Here is a 17,608-nt window from a genome sequence, read left to right as displayed (position 1 = left end):
GGACCCGCACCGACGCGCCGTCTCCGGATGGGGACGGCGCGTCAGTGCAGGTCGGCGGAGACCAGGGACCAGAGTTCGAGGTCGACGCGGGCACCACGCACGTAGCCCGCGTTGCGCAACAGGCCCTCGTAGGTGAAGCCGGCCTTCTCCGCCACCCGTCGGGAGGCGACGTTGCCGGGGGCGACCCGCAGCTCGACACGCTGGAACCCGTGCTCCAGGAGCAGCGCGATGGCGAGCGCGTCCACCGCCTCGGCGGCCAGGCCGAACCCCCGGGCGTGCGGGGCCATCGCGTACGAGACCTCCGTGCACAGCGCACCCCAGTCGGTGCGCCGGGCCCACAGGCAGCCGACCACCCGGTCGTCCTCCCGCCGCAGCACCGCGTAGTGGTCGCCGTCGCCACTGTCCCGGCGCTGCCGGGCCAGGTCGGTGCACCACGCGTACCCGTCGATCTGCCCGGACTCGTCGGCCAGCGGCAGCCAGCGCTGCGTCTGCCGGTCGGCGAAGACCTCGTCGGCGGCCTTGGCGTCGGCCGCCCCCAGCGGCCGGACCTCCGTACGCGGGGTCGAGACGGTCAGCGCCGGGAACCGGCGGACCGCCACCTGACCGATCACGCCGGGACCCCGCCGGGATCCGCGACCGCCGCCGGGTCGACCACCGACCGCGCCGCCGCCTCGACCAGACGGACGGCCATCCCGGGGTACGCGGCCCAGTGCGGCACCAACTGCGAGGCGTGCACGCCCCGCCACACGAAGCCCTCCGGCGCGCCGCCGTCCCAGCTCCACGCCGCCCGTTGCCCGGCCCGCGGGGACAGCACCGCCCGATGGTCCTTGTGCCCGGTCACCACCGTGCCGGTCGCGGCGACCACGCTGTCGGTCAGCGCGGTCGCGGTGCGGTAGCCGACGACAAGGCCCTCCCGGCTGCTGCCCACCGCGTCCAGCACCCCGCACATCGGCAGGCCGTCGACCTCCCGGGCCAGCCACAGCAGGCCGGCGCCCTCGGCGACCACCGGCCGGCCGGTACGGGCCAGCTCGGCGACCGCGATGCAGAGCCGCCGGTTGGCGGAGAGCTGCGCCGTGTACGACTCCGGCAGGCCGCCACCGACCACCAGCGCCCGCACCCCGGCGGGCAGCGCCTCGTCGTGCAGCGGGTCGACCGTCACCACCTCGGCACCGGCCGCCCGCAGCAGCTCGGTGGTCTCCACGTGGCCGTAGGTGCCGCCCGCGCCACCGGCCACCGCCACCAGCGGCCGTTCACCGGTCGACGGGCCACCGGCGGCAGCGACCTCGGCCTCGGGCGACCAGGCCGGCGCGGGCAGCGCCGGGGCGGAGCGGGCCAGCCCGAGCAGGCGCTCCAGGTCGACGGTCGCGGCGACCGCCTCGCCGAGCCGCCGGACCGCTCGGGTCGCCTCGCCGCTGCCGGTGAGCACCGGCACCACGCCGTGCCGGCGGGCCGGCAGCACCGGCGGCAGGTCCTGCCGGCGCAGCGCGCCGTAGACCGGCACCCCGACGTCGTCGAGCGCCTCACGCAGCAACGCCTCGTGCCGCGTGGACGCCACCCGGTTGAGGATCACGCCGCCGAGCCAGAGTTGCTCGTCGTACGCCCGGAAGCCGTGCACGAGGGCGGCCACCGACTGGCCCATCGCGCCGACGTCGACCACCATGACGACGGGGCTGCGCAGCGCGGTGGCGATGGCGGCCGTCGACTCCGTCTCCGGGCGGCCGGCGAGGGAGTCGTACAGGCCCATGCTGCCCTGCACCACCGCGAGCCCGGCGCCCTCGGCGCCGTGGGCGAAGAGCGGGACGACCCGGTCGGCCCCGGTCAGCCGCGGGTCGATGGTGCGCCCGGGGCGGCCGGCGGCGAGCCCGAGGTAGCCGGCGTCGATCTGGTCCGGGCCGACCTTGAAACCGGCGACGTCGAGCCCCCGGTCGGCGAGAGCCGCGAGCAGCCCGATCGCCAGCGCGTTCGTGCCGTGCCCGGAGGACGGCGCGCTGAGCACCAGGCGCGGCACGACGGTCATCATCGACTCCTCGCGGACGGTGGCGGCGCGGCGGGCCGCCCGGCGCGGTCCGCCCGCGTGACGATAGCGGACCGGGCCGACGGCGGAAGCCACCGGACAGGAAGATCGTCGATGAGGTGGTGTGTCCGCGTCGGCGCCGGGCGCGCGGACCGGGGTCGTCCCGGCGGGTGGCCCGGGCCACAGGGGTAACCTCGTCGTCGTGTACCGGTTCCTGCTGACCCCGCGCTGGCTGGGCATTCTCGCGCTGACCCTGGTCGCCGCGGTGGCGATGGTGCTGCTGGGCAACTGGCAGCTGGACCGCTACCACGGCCGGACCGAGATCAACGAGCGGATCGACGCGGGCCAGCGGATGGACCCGGTGCCGCTGCGCGACGCGCTGGCCGCGCCGGCCGGCGGCCCCGGCACCCTCGGGCCCGCCCCGACCGAGGAGAAGACCTGGACCAAGGTCAGCGCCACCGGCCGCTACGACGCCACGAACGTAGTCCTGGTCCGGAGCCGCTCGGTGGAGCAGAGGGTCGGGTTCGAGGTGCTGACCCCGCTGGTGCTCGCCGACGGCACCGCCGTGCTGGTGAACCAGGGCTGGATCCCGCCGGTGCCAGGTGCCGCCGCCACCGCCCAACCGACGGTGCCCCCGGTCCCCGCCGGCGAGGTGACCGTGGCCGGCCGGGTACGCACCGGCGAGCCGGGCAAGGGCGCCGTCACCCGGCGCGACGGCCGGCTGGAGACGCGACGCATCGACCTGCCCCGGCTGGCCCGTGAGCTGCCCTACCCGGTGCACGGCGGGTACCTGCTGCTGGACGAGCAGAGCCCGGCGGCCGACCCGACGTTCGTCGCCGTCCCTGTGGGGCACGCCAACAACTGGCAGAACCTCGGCTATGTCGTGCAGTGGTGGATCTTCGCGGTGATGGCGCTGCTCGGCTACGGCTGGGTCGCCCGCCGGGAGGCCCACCGTCGGGCCGGCCTCCTGAATGAGCGGTCCGCCGCCCCTGTCGACCGCGCCGCCGAACCCGTCCAGCCGATCAGCCCGTGACGCGGCCGGCGTGGATGGCCCGGACGGCATCGATGGTGTCGGCCTCGGCGGCGCTCTTGTCGTCGCGGTAGCGCACCACCCGGGCGAAGCGCAGCGCCATCCCACCCGGGTAGCGGGAACTCGTCTGCACCCCGTCGAACGCGATCTCGACGACCTGCTCCGGGCGCACCCGGACCACCCAGTCGCCGCGCTCCACGGCGAGGCCGAGGAACCGCGCAGTCTGCCAGCGCAGCACCTCGTCGGTGAGCCCCTTGAACGTCTTGCCGAGCATCACGAAGTCGCCGGTGCGCGGATCACGGGCACCCAGGTGCAGGTTGGAGAGCCAGCCCTGCCGCCGGCCGCTGCCCCATTCCACGGCGAGCACCACCAGGTCCAGGGTGTGGCGGGGCTTCACCTTCACCCACGCGGCACCGCGCCGGCCCGCGTCGTACGGCGCGTCGGGCGCCTTGACGACCACGCCCTCCTGCCCGGCGTCGACCGCCGCCGCGAAGGCCGCGCCGGCCCGCTCCGGGCCGTCGACCTCCATCCGGCCGACCAGCATCGACGGGTCGACCGCACCGGCCAGCGCCGCCCAGCGCTCCCGGCCCGGCCGGTCGATGAGGTCCTCGCCGTCGAGGTGCAGCAGGTCGAAGAAGTACGGGGTCAGGACCGGCTCGCCGGTGGTCTCGGCGGCGGCGAGCACCGCCGGGGCGACCGGCGTGCCACCGGTGGTGCTGGGCGTGGTGCGGCGGGCCGCCCGGCTCGACGTCTGTTGGAACGGCAGCGGCCGACCGGTCGCGTCCAGGCCGATCGCCTCGCCGTCGAGCACCAGCTCCCGGGCCGGCAGCGACCGCACGGCGGCGACCACCTCGGGCACGCGGGTGGTGATCTCGTCCAGACTCCGGGTGAAGACGGCGATGTCCCGGCCGGAGCGGTGCACCTGGATCCGGATGCCGTCGAGCTTCACGTCGACCACGGCCGGCGTGCCGGTGGCCGCCAGCGCCTCGTCCACCGACGGTGCGCTCTGCGCGAGCATCGGCGCCAACGGCCGGCCGACCTGGAGACCGAAGGCGGCCAGCGCCGCCGCGCCGCCGTCGAGCGCGGCCACCGCGACCGCCCGCAGGTCACCGGCGAGCAGGAGCGCCCGGCGTACGGCCGCGACCGGAACCTCGGCCGCCCGCGCCACCGCGTCGGCGAGCAGGCCCGCCTGGGCACCCTGGCGCAACTCCCCGCTGAACAGCCCGGTCAACAGCCGCTGCTCGTCGGCGGTCGCCGCACTGTAGAGCGCGTGCAGCAGCGCACGCCGACGGGCCTGCGAGCCGGCACCGCTCACCGCCGCGATCTCGTCGATCGCCGCGTCCACGGCGGCCACCGTCAGCGTGGGAACGTCGGCCGGCGGGGGAAGGCCACGAAGGCCGGCCCAGCCCACCCCGGTCTGCCGCTGTCGCAGCTCGCCCGCGAGATAGCCGGAACCCGCCGCGACCTCGTCCGGCGCGAGCCGGCGCAACGCGTCGGCGAGCAGCTCCACCTTCGCGCGCCGGCCGCTGGTCGCGCCGACGGCGGCGGAGGTGGCTGCCAGATCCAGGAACCGCACGGGCACCATCCTGCCAGCCACCCCCGACACCACCCGGGCATTGCCGTGCCCGGGTAGCCCAAGACCACGCGGACCGGCCCCGGCGAGGCCGGGGCCGGTCAGGCGGAGACGGGCTCCTCGATGCGCAGGCCGCGGGCGCGAACCTCGTCGGCGACCCGGGACAGCAGCGTGTCCAGCGCGACCAGGGCGGCGGAGAGCTCACCGAGCTGTTCCTTCAGCGTGTCCTCGGACCACGCGGAGACGTCGACGTCTCCCAGAGCGCTGACCGCGGCTTCCAGCCGGGACATGACCTCGTTCGTACTCATGTTCGAAAGGCTATAACAGCCCTGCGCCCGACACACCGCAAACTCCCAGATGGACCGGGAAGTTACGGTTCCGACACCTGGCCGCCTGGCGCGCCTGGCACCGCCCGGCGTGGCCACTACTTCGGGGAAATAGTGGCCTCGCGCCGGCAAATGACCACTATTTCCCCGAAGTTGCGCGGGCCTGCGGGCGCGCGGGCGCGCGGGCGCGCGGGTGCGCGGGCGTGCGGGCGTGCGGGCGTGCCCGCGGCGCGCGGGCGGCGACGCGCAGCGCGGCCCTAGCCTCCGTTCGTGCCCGCCCGGGCCACGTTCGCCAGCAGCAGCGCCTCGGCCAGGCAGACCCGGGCGAACTCGCCGAGGTGCAGGCTCTCGTTCGGCCCGTGCGCCCGCGCGTGCGGGTCCTCCACGCCGGTCACCAGGATCGCGGCCCGCGGGAACATCTCCTGGAAGGTGGCGATGAACGGGATCGAGCCGCCGATGCCGATGTCCACCGGGGCGGTGCCGTCCCAGGCGCTTCGGAAGGCCGAGCGGGCCGCGTCGAACATCGGGCCGGACGCGTCGATGACGCACGGGTCGCCGTCGTGCTCCAGGGTCACGGTCACCTGCGCGCCCCACGGCGCGTGCTTCTCCAGGTGGGCGCGCACGGTCGCGTACGCGCGCTTCGGGTCGTCACCCGGCGCGAGCCGTACGCTCAGCTTCGCCTTCGCGGCCGGGACCAGGGCGTTCGGTGCCTCGCCGGTGGCCGGCGCGTCGATGCCGAGCACCGCGACCGCCGGCTTCGTCCAGATCCGGTCGGTGATCCGGCCGGTGCCGATGAACTGCACCCCCTCGGCCAGCCCGGCCTCGACCCGGATCCGGTCCTCGGGGTAGTCGACGCTCGCGCCCTCCCGGGCGACCAGGCCGTCCACCGCCACGTCACCCGCGTCGTCGTGCAGGGTGGCGAGCAGCCGCACCAGCGCGGTGAGGGCGTCCGGCACCGCACCGCCGAACATGCCGCTGTGCACGGCGTGGTCGAGCGTACGGACCTCGACGAAGCAGTTGATGATGCCGCGCAGCGAGGTGGTCAACGCCGGTACGCCGATGTCCCAGTTGCCGGAGTCGGCGATCACGATGACGTCCGAGGCGATCTCGTCACGGTGCTCGTCGAGCAGCCGCTCCAGCGAGTCGGAGCCGTACTCCTCCTCGCCCTCGATGAAGAGCACCACGCCGACCGGGAGCGCGTCGCCGAACGCCCGCAGCGCCGCGACGTGCGCCATGATGCCGGCCTTGTCGTCGGCGGCGCCCCGGGCGTAGAGGCGGCCGTCCCGCTCGACCGGCTCGAACGGGTCGGACTCCCACAGCGACCGGTCACCGACCGGCTGGACGTCGTGGTGGGCGTAGAGCAGCACCGTCGGCGCGCCGGGCGGGGCCGCCTTCTTCCCGATGACGGCCGGCTGGCCGCCGGAGCGCACGATCCGCACGTCGAGGTCGCAGCCGCGCAGCAGCTCCGCCACCGCCTCGGCGGAGCGCTCCACGTGCGAGTGGTCGAAGCCGTCGAACGCGATGCCCGGGATGCGGACGAGGCGTTCCAGGTCGGCGCGGACGCCGGGCATCTCCCGCTCGACGGCGGCCCGCAGGTCGGACTCGGACATGATCGGTGTGGTCATGACCGGCATCGTATGCCGGCCTTACCGGGTCACACCGACCGAGCCGTCCCGAGCCGGCCGGGCCCGCGCGGTCACCGGCGGCGGACGTAGTACCGGGTGGGGTCGTGCGGCAGGGTGGGCGCACCGTCGACCACCAGGTCCGCCCGCGCCTCGGTGCCGTCCGCCGCGAAGTGCGCCCGCTCGCCGGTGTGCCAGCGCCGCAACTCCGGCAGGATCCCGGGGCCGTCGCGCTCCACCGCCCGGGTGAGCCGCAGCGGCGCCGGCGCGGTGACGAAGACCGCGAGGGACAGGTCCGGACCCGCCGCCGCCCGCGCCGTGCTCACCCCCTCCACGATCAGCACCGGCGCGACCGGCACCGGCACCGGCCGGGGCAGGAAGCGGCGCCGCACCCAGCTGTACCGCCGGTAGGACCCCGGCCGGCCCGCGCGCAGCGGCGCGAGCACCCACTCCTCCAGGCGGGGCCAGAAGGTGAGCTGGTCGTCCCAGCCGTCGAGCAGGTCGTCGGTGTGCACCACCGGCGGTCGCGCGCCGCCACTCACCGCCGGCAGGGCGTCCGCGAGCCGCGACGCGAACACGCTCTTCCCCGCGCCGCTCGGCCCGTCGACGGCCACCAGCCGGGTACGCCCCAACCGCGCCGGCCCGGCCCACACCCGGCGGGCGAGTTGCGCGTACGCCTCCATCACCGCGACCGTCACTCCGCCGACGGTAACCGGCGGCCCGGACCACGACGGCGCGGCGTCGCCCGTTCGGGCGGTCGTGGGCGGGACCCGGCCGTTGGGCGGGCGAACCGGCCGGCGGGGCGGCAGGATCGGTTCGTGTCCCACAGCGTGATGAGTCCGGGCGTCGACGCCCTGTTGGAGCAGGCCCGCGCCGGGGTACGCCGGCTGACCCCGGAGCAGACCGTCGAGGCGGTCCGTGCCGGGGCGTTGCTGATCGACACCCGCACCGATTCCCAGCGGCAGGAGCAGGGCGACCTGCCCGGCGCCATCGTCGTGGACCGGACGGTGCTGGAGTGGCGGCTGGACCCGGCGAGCGCCTGGCGGATCCCCGAGGCGACCGGGTACGACCTGGAGATCGTGGTGGCGTGCCGGCAGGGCTACAGCTCCAGCCTGGCGGTGGCCAGCCTGCGGGCCCTGGGCCTGCACCGGGCCACGGACATCATCGGGGGCGTGGAGGCGTGGCAGTCGGCGGGGCTGCCGATGTCCGACCGCCCGGCCGACGTGCGCCTCTGAGGTCTAGCCCACCGGTGTCGGTGCGCCGGGTGGGATGAACGGCAGGCCGGCGGGCGGACCGGCCTCGACGAGGCGCCACAGCGCGTCGGTGTCCAGGTGCTCCTCGACGAGGTCACCGAGCAGGTCCAGGGACCGCTCGCGGGCGGCGGCGAAGGACGTGTCCGGTGCCACCCGGAACCCGGTGCGGCCGGCCAGCCGGGCCGCCTCGGTGAGGAAGCGACGGCGGAACTCGTCGGACTCGAAGGCGCCGTGCCAGTGCGTGCCGCGCACCGCGCCGGCCACCGCCCCCTCGCCCGTCCCGTCGGCGCAGGTCAGCTGCGGGGTCAGGGTCGGGTCGGCGGACGAGACGTAGCCGTGGTGGATCTCGTAGCCGCGCACCGGGACGTCACCGTCGACCGTGCCGACCGACTGCCGGACGGTCTTGCGCGGGTCGAAGGTGATCTCGATCGGCAACAACCCCAGCCCGGGCACGCTCCCCCGCCGGCTCTCCACCGGGTCGTGGATCGCGCGGGCCAGCATCTGGAACCCTCCGCAGATGCCGAGCAGGGGCTTGCCGGCGGCGGCGTGCGCCACCACGGCGTCGGCCAGGCCGGTCTCCCGCAGCCAGGCCAGGTCGGCCACGGTCGACTTCGAGCCGGGAAGGACGACCAGGTCGGCGGCGGCCAGTTCGGCCGGCTCGACGGTGAGCCGCACACGGACACCGGGCTCGGTGGCGAGCGCCTCCACGTCGGTGGCGTTGCTGATCCGGGGCAGCCGGACCACCGCGACGTCCAGCCAGTCGGTGCCGCGCGGGGCCGCCGGCCGGCCCAGCACCCGCCCGTACGCCAGCGAGTCCTCCGCGTCCAGCCACAGGTCGAGCGACCAGGGCAGCACCCCGTACGTGGGGCGGCCGGTCACCTGGCGCAGCATGTCCAGGCCCGGCTGGAGCAGCCCGAGATCACCCCGGAACTTGTTGATCACGAAGCCGGCGACGAGGGCCTGGTCGGCCGGGTCCAGCAGCGCGACGGTGCCGAACATGGAGGCGAACACACCACCCCGGTCGATGTCACCGACCACGATGGTGGGCAGCCCGGCGTGCCGGGCGAGCCCCATGTTCACGTAGTCCCCGGCGCGCAGGTTGATCTCCGCCGGGCTGCCCGCCCCCTCGCAGATCACCACGTCGTACGCGGCCCGCAGCTCGGCCAGCGCCGCGTACGCGGTCTCCGCCAGCCGGGGCCGCAACGCCCGGAAGGTGCCGGCGGTGATCGTGTCGACGGCCTCGCCGAGCAGCACCACCTGGCTGGCCAGGTCGCTGCCCGGCTTGAGCAGCACCGGGTTGAATCGCAGGTCGGGGGCGATCCCGCAGGCGGCGGCCTGCATCGCCTGGGCCCGGCCGATCTCCCCGCCACGCCCGTCCGGCCCGACCACGACCGCCGAGTTGTTGGACATGTTCTGCGCCTTGAACGGCGCCACCTTCACGCCCCGCCGGTGCAGCCAGCGGCAGATGCCGGCGGTGAGCACGCTCTTGCCGGCGTCGGAGGTGGTGCCGGCGACCAGCAGCCCCCCGCTCACCGTCCGGTCCCCCGGCTCGCGCCGCGCACGCGGCGACCGGCGGCGCCGACCAGCCGGCCGACCGTCAGCGGGTACGCGGCGGCCAGCCCGAGGGCGGCCAACCCCACCGCGCCGGAGATCGTGGCGGCCCGCTTCAGGTGCCGCGCCTCGGGGCGGGGGCCGTCGCCCAGGTACGGGCGCACCTCCGACCGCCCGAAGTACACGTTGCGCCCCCCGAGACGTACGCCCAGCGCCCCGGCCATCGCCGCCTCGCACTGGCCGGCGTTGGGGCTCGGGTGGTCGTTGCGGTCCCGGCGCCACACCCGCCAGGCCCGCTCGCGGTCCCCGTTCGCGACCGGCGCGACCGCGATCGTGAGCAGGCCGGTCACCCGGGCGGGTACCAGGTTGAGCAGGTCGTCGAGGCGGGCCGCCGGGGTGCCGAACCGGGCGTACCGCGCCGACCGGTGTCCGACCATCGCGTCGAGGGTGTTCGCGGCGCGGTACCCGAGCAGGCCGGGCAGCCCGGCGACCGCCCCCCAGAGCAGGGGGGCCACGACCGCGTCGGAGGTGTTCTCGGCGACCGACTCGACGGTGGCACGGGCCAGCTCGGGCTCGTCCAGGGCGGACGGGTCCCGGCCGCAGAGGTGACCGAGCCGCTGCCGCGCGGCGGGCAGGTCGCCGCCGCGCAGTGCCCGCCCCATCACGGTGGCCTCGTGCCGCAGGGTGCGCCCGCCGAGGACCGTCCAGGTGGCGGCGGCGACCAGCACCGCCCGGGCCACCGGCCGGTGTCGCGTGGCGGCCGTGGCCGCCGCGCCGAGCAGCACCGGCACCCCGATCGCCGCGGCGGTGTACGCGGCACCGGCCGCGCGGTCCGGCCGGTAGAGACGTCGTTCCAGGGCGGAGGCGGCCCGACCGAACCCGGCCACGGGGTGCCCGCGACGCGGGTCGCCGAGCAGCGCGTCCAGGGCGTACCCCGCGACGAGCCCCACCGTGGTCGCCACCGGCGTCGCGTGCCGCACCGGCCATCACCTCCGGCCGGCCAGCCTAGCCGAGCACCACGGTCGGTCCCCTGCCCGACCGACACCGGCGATCCCCCGCCCGGCCACCCCCGCGGTTACCGCGTCGCCGGACGGGAACAAGCGTCCACATTCCGGGACCTTCGTGGGGCCGCTCCCGGCTTCACTGAAGGCGCGGTGTCCCCCCTTCCGGATGCCCCGCCTTCACTGACGTCGTGTCGATCTTGTCGAAGCTCGGACGGACCCGGCCGGGCCAGACTCCGGCGGAACCCGGCACGGGGTGGCGGCGGCTCGTACCGCCGCCACCCCGCCCCCGTTCCCCGCGCCCACCGGGCGGCCTCATCAAACCGGCCGCGCCGGATCACCCCGCCGGACCGGCCCACCGGGCCGGCGGGGTCAGGCCAGCCCGTCGCACCGGCCCGGTCAGGCCGGCTGCGGCACGCGTCCCCGGCTCCGTCGACCCCGCCCGGTCGACGAGCTGGCGGCACCGCTGTCCGGCACCGGCTCCAGGTCGTCGCCGGGCCCGTCGGACCCGCCGGCACCCCCCGAACCGTCGCCCTCGACCGGACCGTCGCCCTCGACCGGACCGTCGCCCTCGACCGACCCATCGCCCTCGACCGGACCGTCAGGTCGGCCAGGGGCTCCCGAGGCGTCCGTGCCGTCCCACAGCAGTTCGGCTGCACCGGACCCGTGGTCCAGCCCGTCCGCGTCCTCGTCGAACGGATCGGTGGTGTCGGCGAAGGGGGACACCGCACGCCGGCCCCGCACCGGGAACCCGGACAGCTCGAAGTCCTCGTCCAGCGGCCCGTCGTCGAGCACGGCCGGGGCGTCGCCGTCCGGCACCGGCTCGGTCGGTTCGCCGTGCACCCGCTGCTCGGCCTCGGCGTCCTGCACCGTGCTGGTGGACATGGTCGGCCGGTTGCGCAGGAAGCGACCCCGCCCACGGGACAGGTCGTGCCCCACCGCGACCGCCTCCAGCTCGTAGAGGGTGCGGTGGTTCCCCGCGTCGTCGGTCCAGTCGCGCGTGTAGAGCCGACCGCAGACGACCACCGGGTCGCCCACCATGATCGAAGCGGCCACACCCTCGGCGAGCTTGCGCCAGCAGTTCACGCGGACGCGAAGACTGTTGCCGTCGACCCACCGGCCGCTGTCGCGGTCGAGCCGGCGGGCGGTGGAGGCGACCTTGAAGTTGGCCACCAGCGTGTTGCTCTGGGTGGTGCGGCGCCACTCCGGGGCCGTGAGCACGTTGCCCACGACCGTGACGTAGGTGTCGAACATCGTCCCTCCAGGGGGAGATCGGGCTTGCCATCGCGAGTCGACTCGACGCCGAGCCTGCGTCGGGAAGGCGGCCGACGCGAGCACCGACGGCCCTCCTGTGGACAACCGGAGCGGCTGTGGACAACGACCTGATCAAGGTCCCGGTGTGCTACGGCCGATCGGCCCTGGAGCGCCCGGTGCGGGCCGCTGCATGATCGGTCACGTTCCGGACCGCGGTCGGCTGGGTATGGATTTGATCAACCGCACCGCGGACAGCACCACGAACGAAAGGTCAGCGATCATGAAGATGACCACCATCGGCACCGGCCGGGTGCAGCGATGAGCGCCGTCACCAACCCGGCGACCGTGGCGGAGTGCCTGCGGGTCGGCGCCGGGTTCTCGCAGGGCGACCGGAACTGGATCGCCGAGCAGTTCGGCACGCTGGACGCCCGGCTCGCCGGTTTCCACGCCGACGCCACCGAGCTTGAGGTGACGGTGAAGGATCGCGAGGCCAAGGGCCAGAAGGTCACCCTGGAGTGCTGGATCGCCGGCCGGCAGAAGATCGTCACCACCTCCTCGGAGGAGGACCTGCACGCCGCGCTGAACGACGTCCGGGACGACCTGCGGCGCAAGCTCAACGACGCGAAGACGCGGCAGGAGCCCCGGCACAACAAGCACCTGCGCGACGTTTCCGCGCAGGCGGGTGCCCCGGCCGAGGAGGACACCGAGCCGGTCCGCGCCGACGCCGAGACCGCCTGAGGCGTACGCCCGAAGCCCCCGCCCGCCGGTGCGGCCGGGCGGGGGCGGGTACGCCCGGGGGCTACCGCCCGGTAGCAAGCGGGCGTACCGTCGCGTTCGTGGAACCGGACGTGCTGGGCCCGCCCTACGAGCGGCAGACGATCGACCTGGGCACCGACGACGAGGGACCGGTGGTCGCCACCCTGGTCCGCCGTCGGGCCGACCGACCCACCGGGCGGGCCGTGCTCTACGTGCACGGCTTCGTCGACTACTTCTTCCAGACCCACCTCGCCGACTTCTTCGCCGAGCGGGGCTGGGACTTCTACGCGCTCGACCTGCGCAAGTACGGCCGTAGCCTGCTGCCGCACCAGACCCCGAACTTCTGCACGGACCTGGCCGAGTACTTCCCCGAGCTGGACGCCGCCGCGAAGATCATCCGTGAGGACGACGGCCACGACATCCTGCTCGGGATGGGCCACTCCACCGGTGGCCTGATCGTCTCCCTCTGGGCGCACGCCCGCCGCGAGGCCGGCGTCGTCGACGGGCTGTTCCTCAACAGCCCGTTCTTCGACCTCAACCTCCCCTGGGTGCTGCGCCGGCCCGGCGCGGCCGCCGTCGCGCGCCTGGCCCGCAGCGCGCCGAAGCGCGTCATCCGCCCCGGCCTCGGCACGGTGTACGGCCAGAGCATCCACGCCCAGCACCGCGGCGAGTGGACCTTCGACCTGGAGTGGAAGCCGCTCGCCGGGTTCCCCGTCCGGGCCGGCTGGCTGGCCGCGGTCCGGCAGGGCCAGCAGCAGCTCCGGGCCGGCCTGGACATCCGCGTGCCGGTCCTGCTGGCCTGCTCGACCCGCAGTTTCAAGGGCATGAAGTGGCACGAGTCGGCGACGCTCGCCGACGCGGTGCTCGACGTCGAGCACATGGTCCGCTGGGCACCCCGCCTCGGCCGGCACGTCACCCTCGCCCGCTTCGACGGCGGGATGCACGACCTCACGCTCTCCGGCCCGGACGTACGCCAGAAGGTGTTCGACGAGGTCGGCCGCTGGGCCGACGCCTTCCTCGGCGCCGGGCCCACGGCCCCCGCCGGCCAGCCCGTGCCTCCGGCAAGCCGGCAACCGGCCGAAGCGGCGGACGCAACCGGCGTCTGACGCCCGCCCGCCGCGCCCGCCCGCCGCGCCCACCGGGCCGCTGCCCGCCCGCCGATCTTGGAAGATTTCGGCCCCTCCGGGGGCCGTTCCTTCCAAGATCTCCCGTGGTCCCCTCGGCGTCCGCGTCAGGTAACTGTGGGGAGGTCTGCGAGGGCGGCGCGGATGCGGTCGAACGTGGCGATCGGGTGCCCGCCGTCGAGCACGGGCAGCACCAGCCCCAGGCACCGCAGTCCGATCTCGCCGTCGTCGTCCTGCACGCCGAAGACCGGCGCGCCCAGATAGCCGTCCGGCAGCTCCGCGTCGACACGGACGGTGGCGCCGTGACGGGCGACGCGTTCGATCGCCACCTCCAGCGGCCGCGAGCCGTCCGCGCCGACCCCGAGCGCGAGGACTATCGCCGAGCCGGGCTCCGCGCCGATCCGGGCGATCGCGTCCGCGTCGGCCGCGAGGGCGTCCGGCACCGCCTGCGTACGCCAGTGCCAGCCCTGCCCCGCCGCCTCCTCGTGCAGGCCGGCGCTGGGGAGGACGGCCACCCCCACGCCGGCCGGTCTGACCCATGCCCCGCCGTTCGCCTCGACGGAGTCGCCCGCGACACCGGCCGGCTCGGTGACGCTGGGCCGCAGACCCAACGCCACCCGGGGTACGCCGGTCAGAGTGGCGGCGGTGAGCAGGTACTCGTCGCGCCCCGGCCCGGCGCAGAAGAACGCGGTGCCGAAGTGGTCCTCCCCCGCGTCGCTCGCGCGGACCGGCAGGATGGCGCGGCCGAGGAGCTGACACAACTCGGACGCGACGTCACTCTCGGTCTCCTGATCAAGCAGCACCAGCCGAGGGTACGGCGTGCCGGACCCCGGGCCGACGGGACCGCGGAACCCGGGTGACCTCGGCCGCCGGTCCGTGCGACCCTGATGGACGACGTGGGCGCGTCCACCCGTTCACCCACCGGATCAGCGGGCGGCGGTACCCTCTTGGCGCGACACCCACGGCACGCGCCCGTAGCTCAGCGGATAGAGCAGGGGACTTCTAATCCCAAGGCCGCAGGTTCGAATCCTGCCGGGCGCGCCCTTCCTAGCAGCAGAAAGTTGACCGAGGCTGACCTTCGGTCGGCACCGGACGCACCTCGTCCCCACGCATCACCCGTGCTCAGCAGTACGCCGACCAGGCGTCGACCGGCGCTGCGGGGTGGCCGGCACCCCCAGCGGGGCGGCGATCTTGGTGCACGTTCGGGACGACAGCCGGCCGCGTCGGCCTGCGGAGCCTGGGCGCAGGGGCGGCACGCTGCACCCGCACTCCGGCCCGCTGCACGTACACCTCTCGCTTGTCGACGGCCAGGCCCTTGTCGTTCAGCACGTAGCCAGTCAGCCAGACCCACCCGTGGTACGTCGAACGTGGGTCCACGCTCACCAGCCGCAGGCGTAGCGCCCGGTCACCGGCGAATTGGACCGAACACGCCTCGCCGATCAGCAGCACGTCTCCCGGCTTGAAGGCGCTCATGCAGGCCAGTGCCCACGGTTGATCGGGATGCGGTGGTGGGTGTGGCAGCGCAGCTCCGCGCCGCAGCGGCACACCCTCCGCCAGTGCGTCCAGCTCCAGACCGGCCGATGTCGGCGGGCCAGTGTCAGCGCGGCGGCTAGCAGGTAGTCGTCATAGCGGATCCGGTCCATCGTCGCTCCCGGCGGTCAGGCCACAGTGGTGCCGTCAGGGCGACGGGATCCGCGCCGCCCTGACGGGGCTGGCCTTCGTTTGCCGAACCAAGGGCAGCCACAGAGCAACCTACGTCACTATCTGACGTAGGTAAAGCCACGGCGCGTGATTGTCTTGCGTCACTTGCTGACGATGGTTGGCGCGTGTTCAGATGGCAGGGCCGAACCAAGGGAATCGAAGCCATGCCCTCTGCACCTGCTGAATATCGACGTATTGCCGACGAACTGACGACGAAGATTAAGAATGGCGAACTTGCGCCAGGGACGAAGTTGCCCAGCACGAGCGAGCTTGCCGACCAGTTCGCCGTCAGCGTGGCCACCGCGTACCGTGCCGTCTCGCTCCTGCATGACCGGGACCTGGTCGTGGGGCAGCCTGGGCGCGGGGTCTACGTCGCAGGGGAGAAGTAGGCTCGCGCCCATGCGCCCTGCTGCTGCCATCGAGGAATTGACGAAGCTCAAGGCGGAGGCCGAAGCCGCTGACCTCTTCCGCCAGTCGTCCGAACTGGAGTCGTGGAGGCCCCGGGTTCGGATGATCTTCGTTCGGGCCCTCGGCGCAGACAACCACGTCGTGGCTAGCTTCGACAAGATCACGTACTCGCCCAGCGTGATGTGGGGCGGTATGCCTGACTCGGCCTTTGAGAACGCCCGTCGGAGTGGCGTTCGCAAGGTGGTCGGGCTTATCGATGCGGCCATCTACGAGCTAGGTCTGGTGGGCGGAGATGAGCCGGTGGACGAGCACGCGTACGACCCGGACCTTTGGGCGCACGTTAAGGGGCTGGTCGAAGACGAGCAGTGGGGCATGGTGGCCAGCCAGACGGCGATCTTTGTAGAAAGCCATGTCCGGGGCTGGACAGGCAACCCTCAAGATCGCAGCGGCAACAACCTCGTCGGGAAGAGCCTCTACACGGAAGTGCTCGGCGATGCCAGCGACTACCGGCTCGGCCGGCAGGCCAGCGAGCGCGAGGGGTGGAGGGCGCTCGGCGTGGGCTTCGCCCAGGCGCTGAGCAACGTTGACCGGCATCGGATCCAGACGCGGGACGACGCCAAGCGGTACGCCCTCGGCGTGCTCGGCCTGGGGAGCCTGCTGCTGACGCAGCTTCGGTACGAGCACGGGGATATCCTCAAGGCAGCGGAGTAGCCGGCCAGCACTCGGGGTCGTCCACCCACGGGTGACGGCCCCGTACCGCCGCCGGCTGCGGCGTCGAGGGGACCGGGACATCCGCCTTCAGTCCGATCGAGCCTCACGCCGGGCACGGCGGACCCGTTCGACCTGAGCTCCGGCGAGGAACCCGAGTCCCAGACCGAAGTCGAGCCAGAGCTTCCAGGCCGGCGCGAACACGCGGGCGTCCCTGGTCCAGTTCCGCTCCTCGACGTGGACGACCTCGATCGTCGTGCCGGGTGCCGGAGTTCCTGTCCACGCCCAGAGATTCGTCTCCCGTCCCGATGCGAGCCGGACGCGTACGAAGGCGGTGCGCCCGCCCGTCGACGCCACCACCTCGGCCCGACCGGTGACTCCGTGGGCGTCGATATAGGTCGCCTTGCCGAGGGTGAACAGGCCAAGACCCACGAGCAGGGCACCGGCCAGCGCGAAAAGCCACACACGCCAACTCCCAGGGGCGGCGGGTGGCGCCATGAGCGGCTCGTAACGGGAGTGCGACGGGGTCATGTGACAACCATCGTCGAGTCACGCAAGTCGCCGGCACGGCACGGGTCGAGGTCGGTCCGGCGCTCGTGGATGATGGCGTGATGGCGACCCGGCTGATCTTCGTACGCCACGGCGAATCGGTACACCACGTCGACGGCACCGTGGGCGGCCCACGGGGCTGCCGAGGGCTGACCGACACCGGGCACCGGCAGGTGCAACGCCTTGCTGACGCACTCGGTGACGACCTCGCCGGCACCGGCCCCGTCGCGGTCTACTCCTCGACGCTGCGCCGCGCCGTGGAGACCGCGCACCTCATCGCCGCGACGCTGGGCGTCCAACCGGTGGAGCACTGCGGACTGTGTGCCTGGCACGTCCCGCCGGACGCCGACGGGCTGCCCACGAGCCGGTTCCAGCGCGACCAGGCGGTGCACGGCGGTGGGGTGTTCCGGCCGTTCGAGGAGGGCAACGAGAGCTGGTCGGAGCTGGTGGTCCGCACCGGTCGCGCGATCATGGACATCGCGCACCGGCACCGGGGCGGCACGGTGGTGCTGGTCGGGCACAGCGAGACGGTCGAGAGCTCGTTCCACGCCCTGGCCGCGCAGCCGCTGTTCCGGGCGTTCGACCTGGCAGTCGCACCCGCCTCGGTCACCGAGTGGACCACCGAGGGCGATCCGACCGGGTGGCCGCCGCCGCGCTGGACACTGCGACGTTTCGGTGAGGTCGGCTGACCACGCGACGGCAGGCGATCGCACGTCGGCGGCACCCGCAACCGGAAGG

18 protein-coding genes, 1 tRNA gene and 1 pseudogene are annotated in these 17,608 nt (G+C 74.2%); 8 read left to right on the top strand and 12 right to left on the bottom strand.

Annotation, left to right across the window (positions count from 1 at the left end):
- Positions 1 to 41 precede the first annotated feature (41 nt).
- Together ACIBR0_RS03065 and ACIBR0_RS03060 are read right to left on the bottom strand one after the other, a co-directional pair.
- Positions 42 to 611, bottom strand: a complete 570-nt coding sequence (locus tag ACIBR0_RS03065; RefSeq protein ID WP_396712400.1) for a GNAT family N-acetyltransferase — start codon at positions 609 to 611, stop codon at positions 42 to 44.
- Positions 608 to 2,017 (bottom strand): cobyrinate a,c-diamide synthase, encoded by a 1,410-nt coding sequence (locus tag ACIBR0_RS03060; protein ID WP_396712399.1) that lies wholly within the window; start codon positions 2,015 to 2,017, stop codon positions 608 to 610. The genes ACIBR0_RS03065 and ACIBR0_RS03060 overlap by 4 nt, the downstream gene beginning before the upstream one ends.
- A 199-nt stretch (positions 2,018 to 2,216) precedes the next feature.
- Here ACIBR0_RS03060 and ACIBR0_RS03055 point away from each other — a divergent pair, with 199 nt between their 5' ends.
- Positions 2,217 to 3,047, top strand: a complete 831-nt coding sequence (locus tag ACIBR0_RS03055; protein ID WP_396712398.1) for an SURF1 family protein — start codon at positions 2,217 to 2,219, stop codon at positions 3,045 to 3,047.
- On the opposite strand, the gene ACIBR0_RS03050 is transcribed toward ACIBR0_RS03055, so the two are convergent.
- The 4 genes and pseudogenes from ACIBR0_RS03050 to ACIBR0_RS03035 form a co-directional block, all read right to left on the bottom strand.
- Positions 3,037 to 4,620, bottom strand: a complete 1,584-nt coding sequence (locus ACIBR0_RS03050) for an ATP-dependent DNA ligase (RefSeq protein ID WP_396712397.1) — start codon at positions 4,618 to 4,620, stop codon at positions 3,037 to 3,039. The two genes, ACIBR0_RS03055 and ACIBR0_RS03050, sit on opposite strands and share 11 nt — an antisense overlap.
- A gap of 98 nt (positions 4,621 to 4,718) precedes the next feature.
- Positions 4,719 to 4,925 (bottom strand): hypothetical protein, encoded by a 207-nt coding sequence (locus ACIBR0_RS03045; RefSeq protein ID WP_357035183.1) that lies wholly within the window; start codon positions 4,923 to 4,925, stop codon positions 4,719 to 4,721.
- Between the two features lie 275 nt (positions 4,926 to 5,200).
- Complete coding sequence (locus ACIBR0_RS03040; RefSeq protein ID WP_396712457.1) at positions 5,201 to 6,553, bottom strand: dipeptidase; 1,353 nt, start codon at positions 6,551 to 6,553, stop codon at positions 5,201 to 5,203.
- A pseudogene (locus ACIBR0_RS03035) lies at positions 6,543 to 7,263 on the bottom strand (uridine kinase); the annotation flags it as partial. The gene ACIBR0_RS03040 and the pseudogene ACIBR0_RS03035, both read right to left, overlap by 11 nt.
- Positions 7,264 to 7,398: 135 nt before the next feature.
- On the opposite strand from ACIBR0_RS03035, the gene ACIBR0_RS03030 reads away from it, so the two are divergent.
- Positions 7,399 to 7,800: a rhodanese-like domain-containing protein gene (locus ACIBR0_RS03030; protein WP_396712456.1), complete on the top strand. Its 402-nt coding sequence runs from the start codon at positions 7,399 to 7,401 to the stop codon at positions 7,798 to 7,800.
- Positions 7,801 to 7,803: 3 nt separating this feature from the next.
- Here ACIBR0_RS03030 and ACIBR0_RS03025 read toward each other — a convergent pair whose 3' ends face one another.
- The 3 genes from ACIBR0_RS03025 to ACIBR0_RS03015 all read right to left on the bottom strand — a co-directional run bounded on the left by ACIBR0_RS03025 (position 7,804) and on the right by ACIBR0_RS03015 (position 11,624).
- The gene (locus tag ACIBR0_RS03025) at positions 7,804 to 9,351 is read right to left on the bottom strand and encodes a cobyric acid synthase (RefSeq protein ID WP_396712396.1); all 1,548 of its coding nucleotides are present in this window, start codon (positions 9,349 to 9,351) and stop codon (positions 7,804 to 7,806) included.
- Positions 9,348 to 10,349 (bottom strand): cobalamin biosynthesis protein, encoded by a 1,002-nt coding sequence (locus ACIBR0_RS03020; RefSeq protein WP_396712395.1) that lies wholly within the window; start codon positions 10,347 to 10,349, stop codon positions 9,348 to 9,350. The genes ACIBR0_RS03025 and ACIBR0_RS03020 overlap by 4 nt, the downstream gene beginning before the upstream one ends.
- A gap of 420 nt (positions 10,350 to 10,769) precedes the next feature.
- Entirely contained in the window at positions 10,770 to 11,624 is an 855-nt protein-coding gene (locus ACIBR0_RS03015) for a single-stranded DNA-binding protein (protein WP_396712394.1), read from the bottom strand.
- A 318-nt stretch (positions 11,625 to 11,942) separates the two neighbouring features.
- On the opposite strand from ACIBR0_RS03015, the gene ACIBR0_RS03010 reads away from it, so the two are divergent.
- Together ACIBR0_RS03010 and ACIBR0_RS03005 are read left to right on the top strand one after the other, a co-directional pair.
- Entirely contained in the window at positions 11,943 to 12,362 is a 420-nt protein-coding gene (locus tag ACIBR0_RS03010; protein ID WP_396712393.1) for an HPF/RaiA family ribosome-associated protein, read from the top strand.
- Positions 12,363 to 12,460: 98 nt separating this feature from the next.
- Positions 12,461 to 13,486, top strand: a complete 1,026-nt coding sequence (locus ACIBR0_RS03005) for an alpha/beta hydrolase (RefSeq protein ID WP_396712392.1) — start codon at positions 12,461 to 12,463, stop codon at positions 13,484 to 13,486.
- A gap of 125 nt (positions 13,487 to 13,611) precedes the next feature.
- Here the strand turns inward: ACIBR0_RS03005 and ACIBR0_RS03000 are convergent, their stop codons facing one another.
- The gene (locus tag ACIBR0_RS03000; RefSeq protein ID WP_396712391.1) at positions 13,612 to 14,307 is read right to left on the bottom strand and encodes a hypothetical protein; all 696 of its coding nucleotides are present in this window, start codon (positions 14,305 to 14,307) and stop codon (positions 13,612 to 13,614) included.
- Positions 14,308 to 14,472: 165 nt separating this feature from the next.
- Here ACIBR0_RS03000 and ACIBR0_RS02995 point away from each other — a divergent pair.
- Positions 14,473 to 14,545 (top strand) — tRNA-Arg (locus tag ACIBR0_RS02995).
- 81 nt (positions 14,546 to 14,626) lie between these two features.
- Here ACIBR0_RS02995 and ACIBR0_RS02990 read toward each other — a convergent pair.
- A complete protein-coding gene (locus ACIBR0_RS02990; RefSeq protein ID WP_396712390.1) occupies positions 14,627 to 14,977 on the bottom strand; it encodes a hypothetical protein in 351 nt (116 codons plus the stop codon).
- 392 nt (positions 14,978 to 15,369) lie between these two features.
- On the opposite strand from ACIBR0_RS02990, the gene ACIBR0_RS02985 reads away from it, so the two are divergent.
- Together ACIBR0_RS02985 and ACIBR0_RS02980 are read left to right on the top strand one after the other, a co-directional pair.
- Complete coding sequence (locus ACIBR0_RS02985; protein WP_396712455.1) at positions 15,370 to 15,594, top strand: GntR family transcriptional regulator; 225 nt, start codon at positions 15,370 to 15,372, stop codon at positions 15,592 to 15,594.
- Positions 15,595 to 15,604: 10 nt separating this feature from the next.
- Entirely contained in the window at positions 15,605 to 16,324 is a 720-nt protein-coding gene (locus ACIBR0_RS02980; protein ID WP_396712389.1) for a TIGR02391 family protein, read from the top strand.
- 87 nt (positions 16,325 to 16,411) lie between these two features.
- Here ACIBR0_RS02980 and ACIBR0_RS02975 read toward each other — a convergent pair whose 3' ends face one another.
- Positions 16,412 to 16,786, bottom strand: a complete 375-nt coding sequence (locus tag ACIBR0_RS02975) for a hypothetical protein (protein ID WP_396712388.1) — start codon at positions 16,784 to 16,786, stop codon at positions 16,412 to 16,414.
- Positions 16,787 to 16,932: 146 nt separating this feature from the next.
- Between ACIBR0_RS02975 and ACIBR0_RS02970 the strand changes: the two genes are divergently transcribed.
- Positions 16,933 to 17,559, top strand: coding sequence for a histidine phosphatase family protein (locus ACIBR0_RS02970; RefSeq protein WP_396712387.1), 627 nt, complete (start codon positions 16,933 to 16,935; stop codon positions 17,557 to 17,559).
- Positions 17,560 to 17,608 lie beyond the last annotated feature (49 nt).

Origin of the sequence: Micromonospora sp. NPDC049497 (assembly GCF_044465805.1) — a bacterium.
Classification (GTDB): Bacteria; Actinomycetota; Actinomycetes; order Mycobacteriales; family Micromonosporaceae; genus Micromonospora.
The sequence above is the reverse complement of the archived record's forward strand: the minus strand, read 5'-3'. Positions and strand labels throughout refer to the sequence as shown.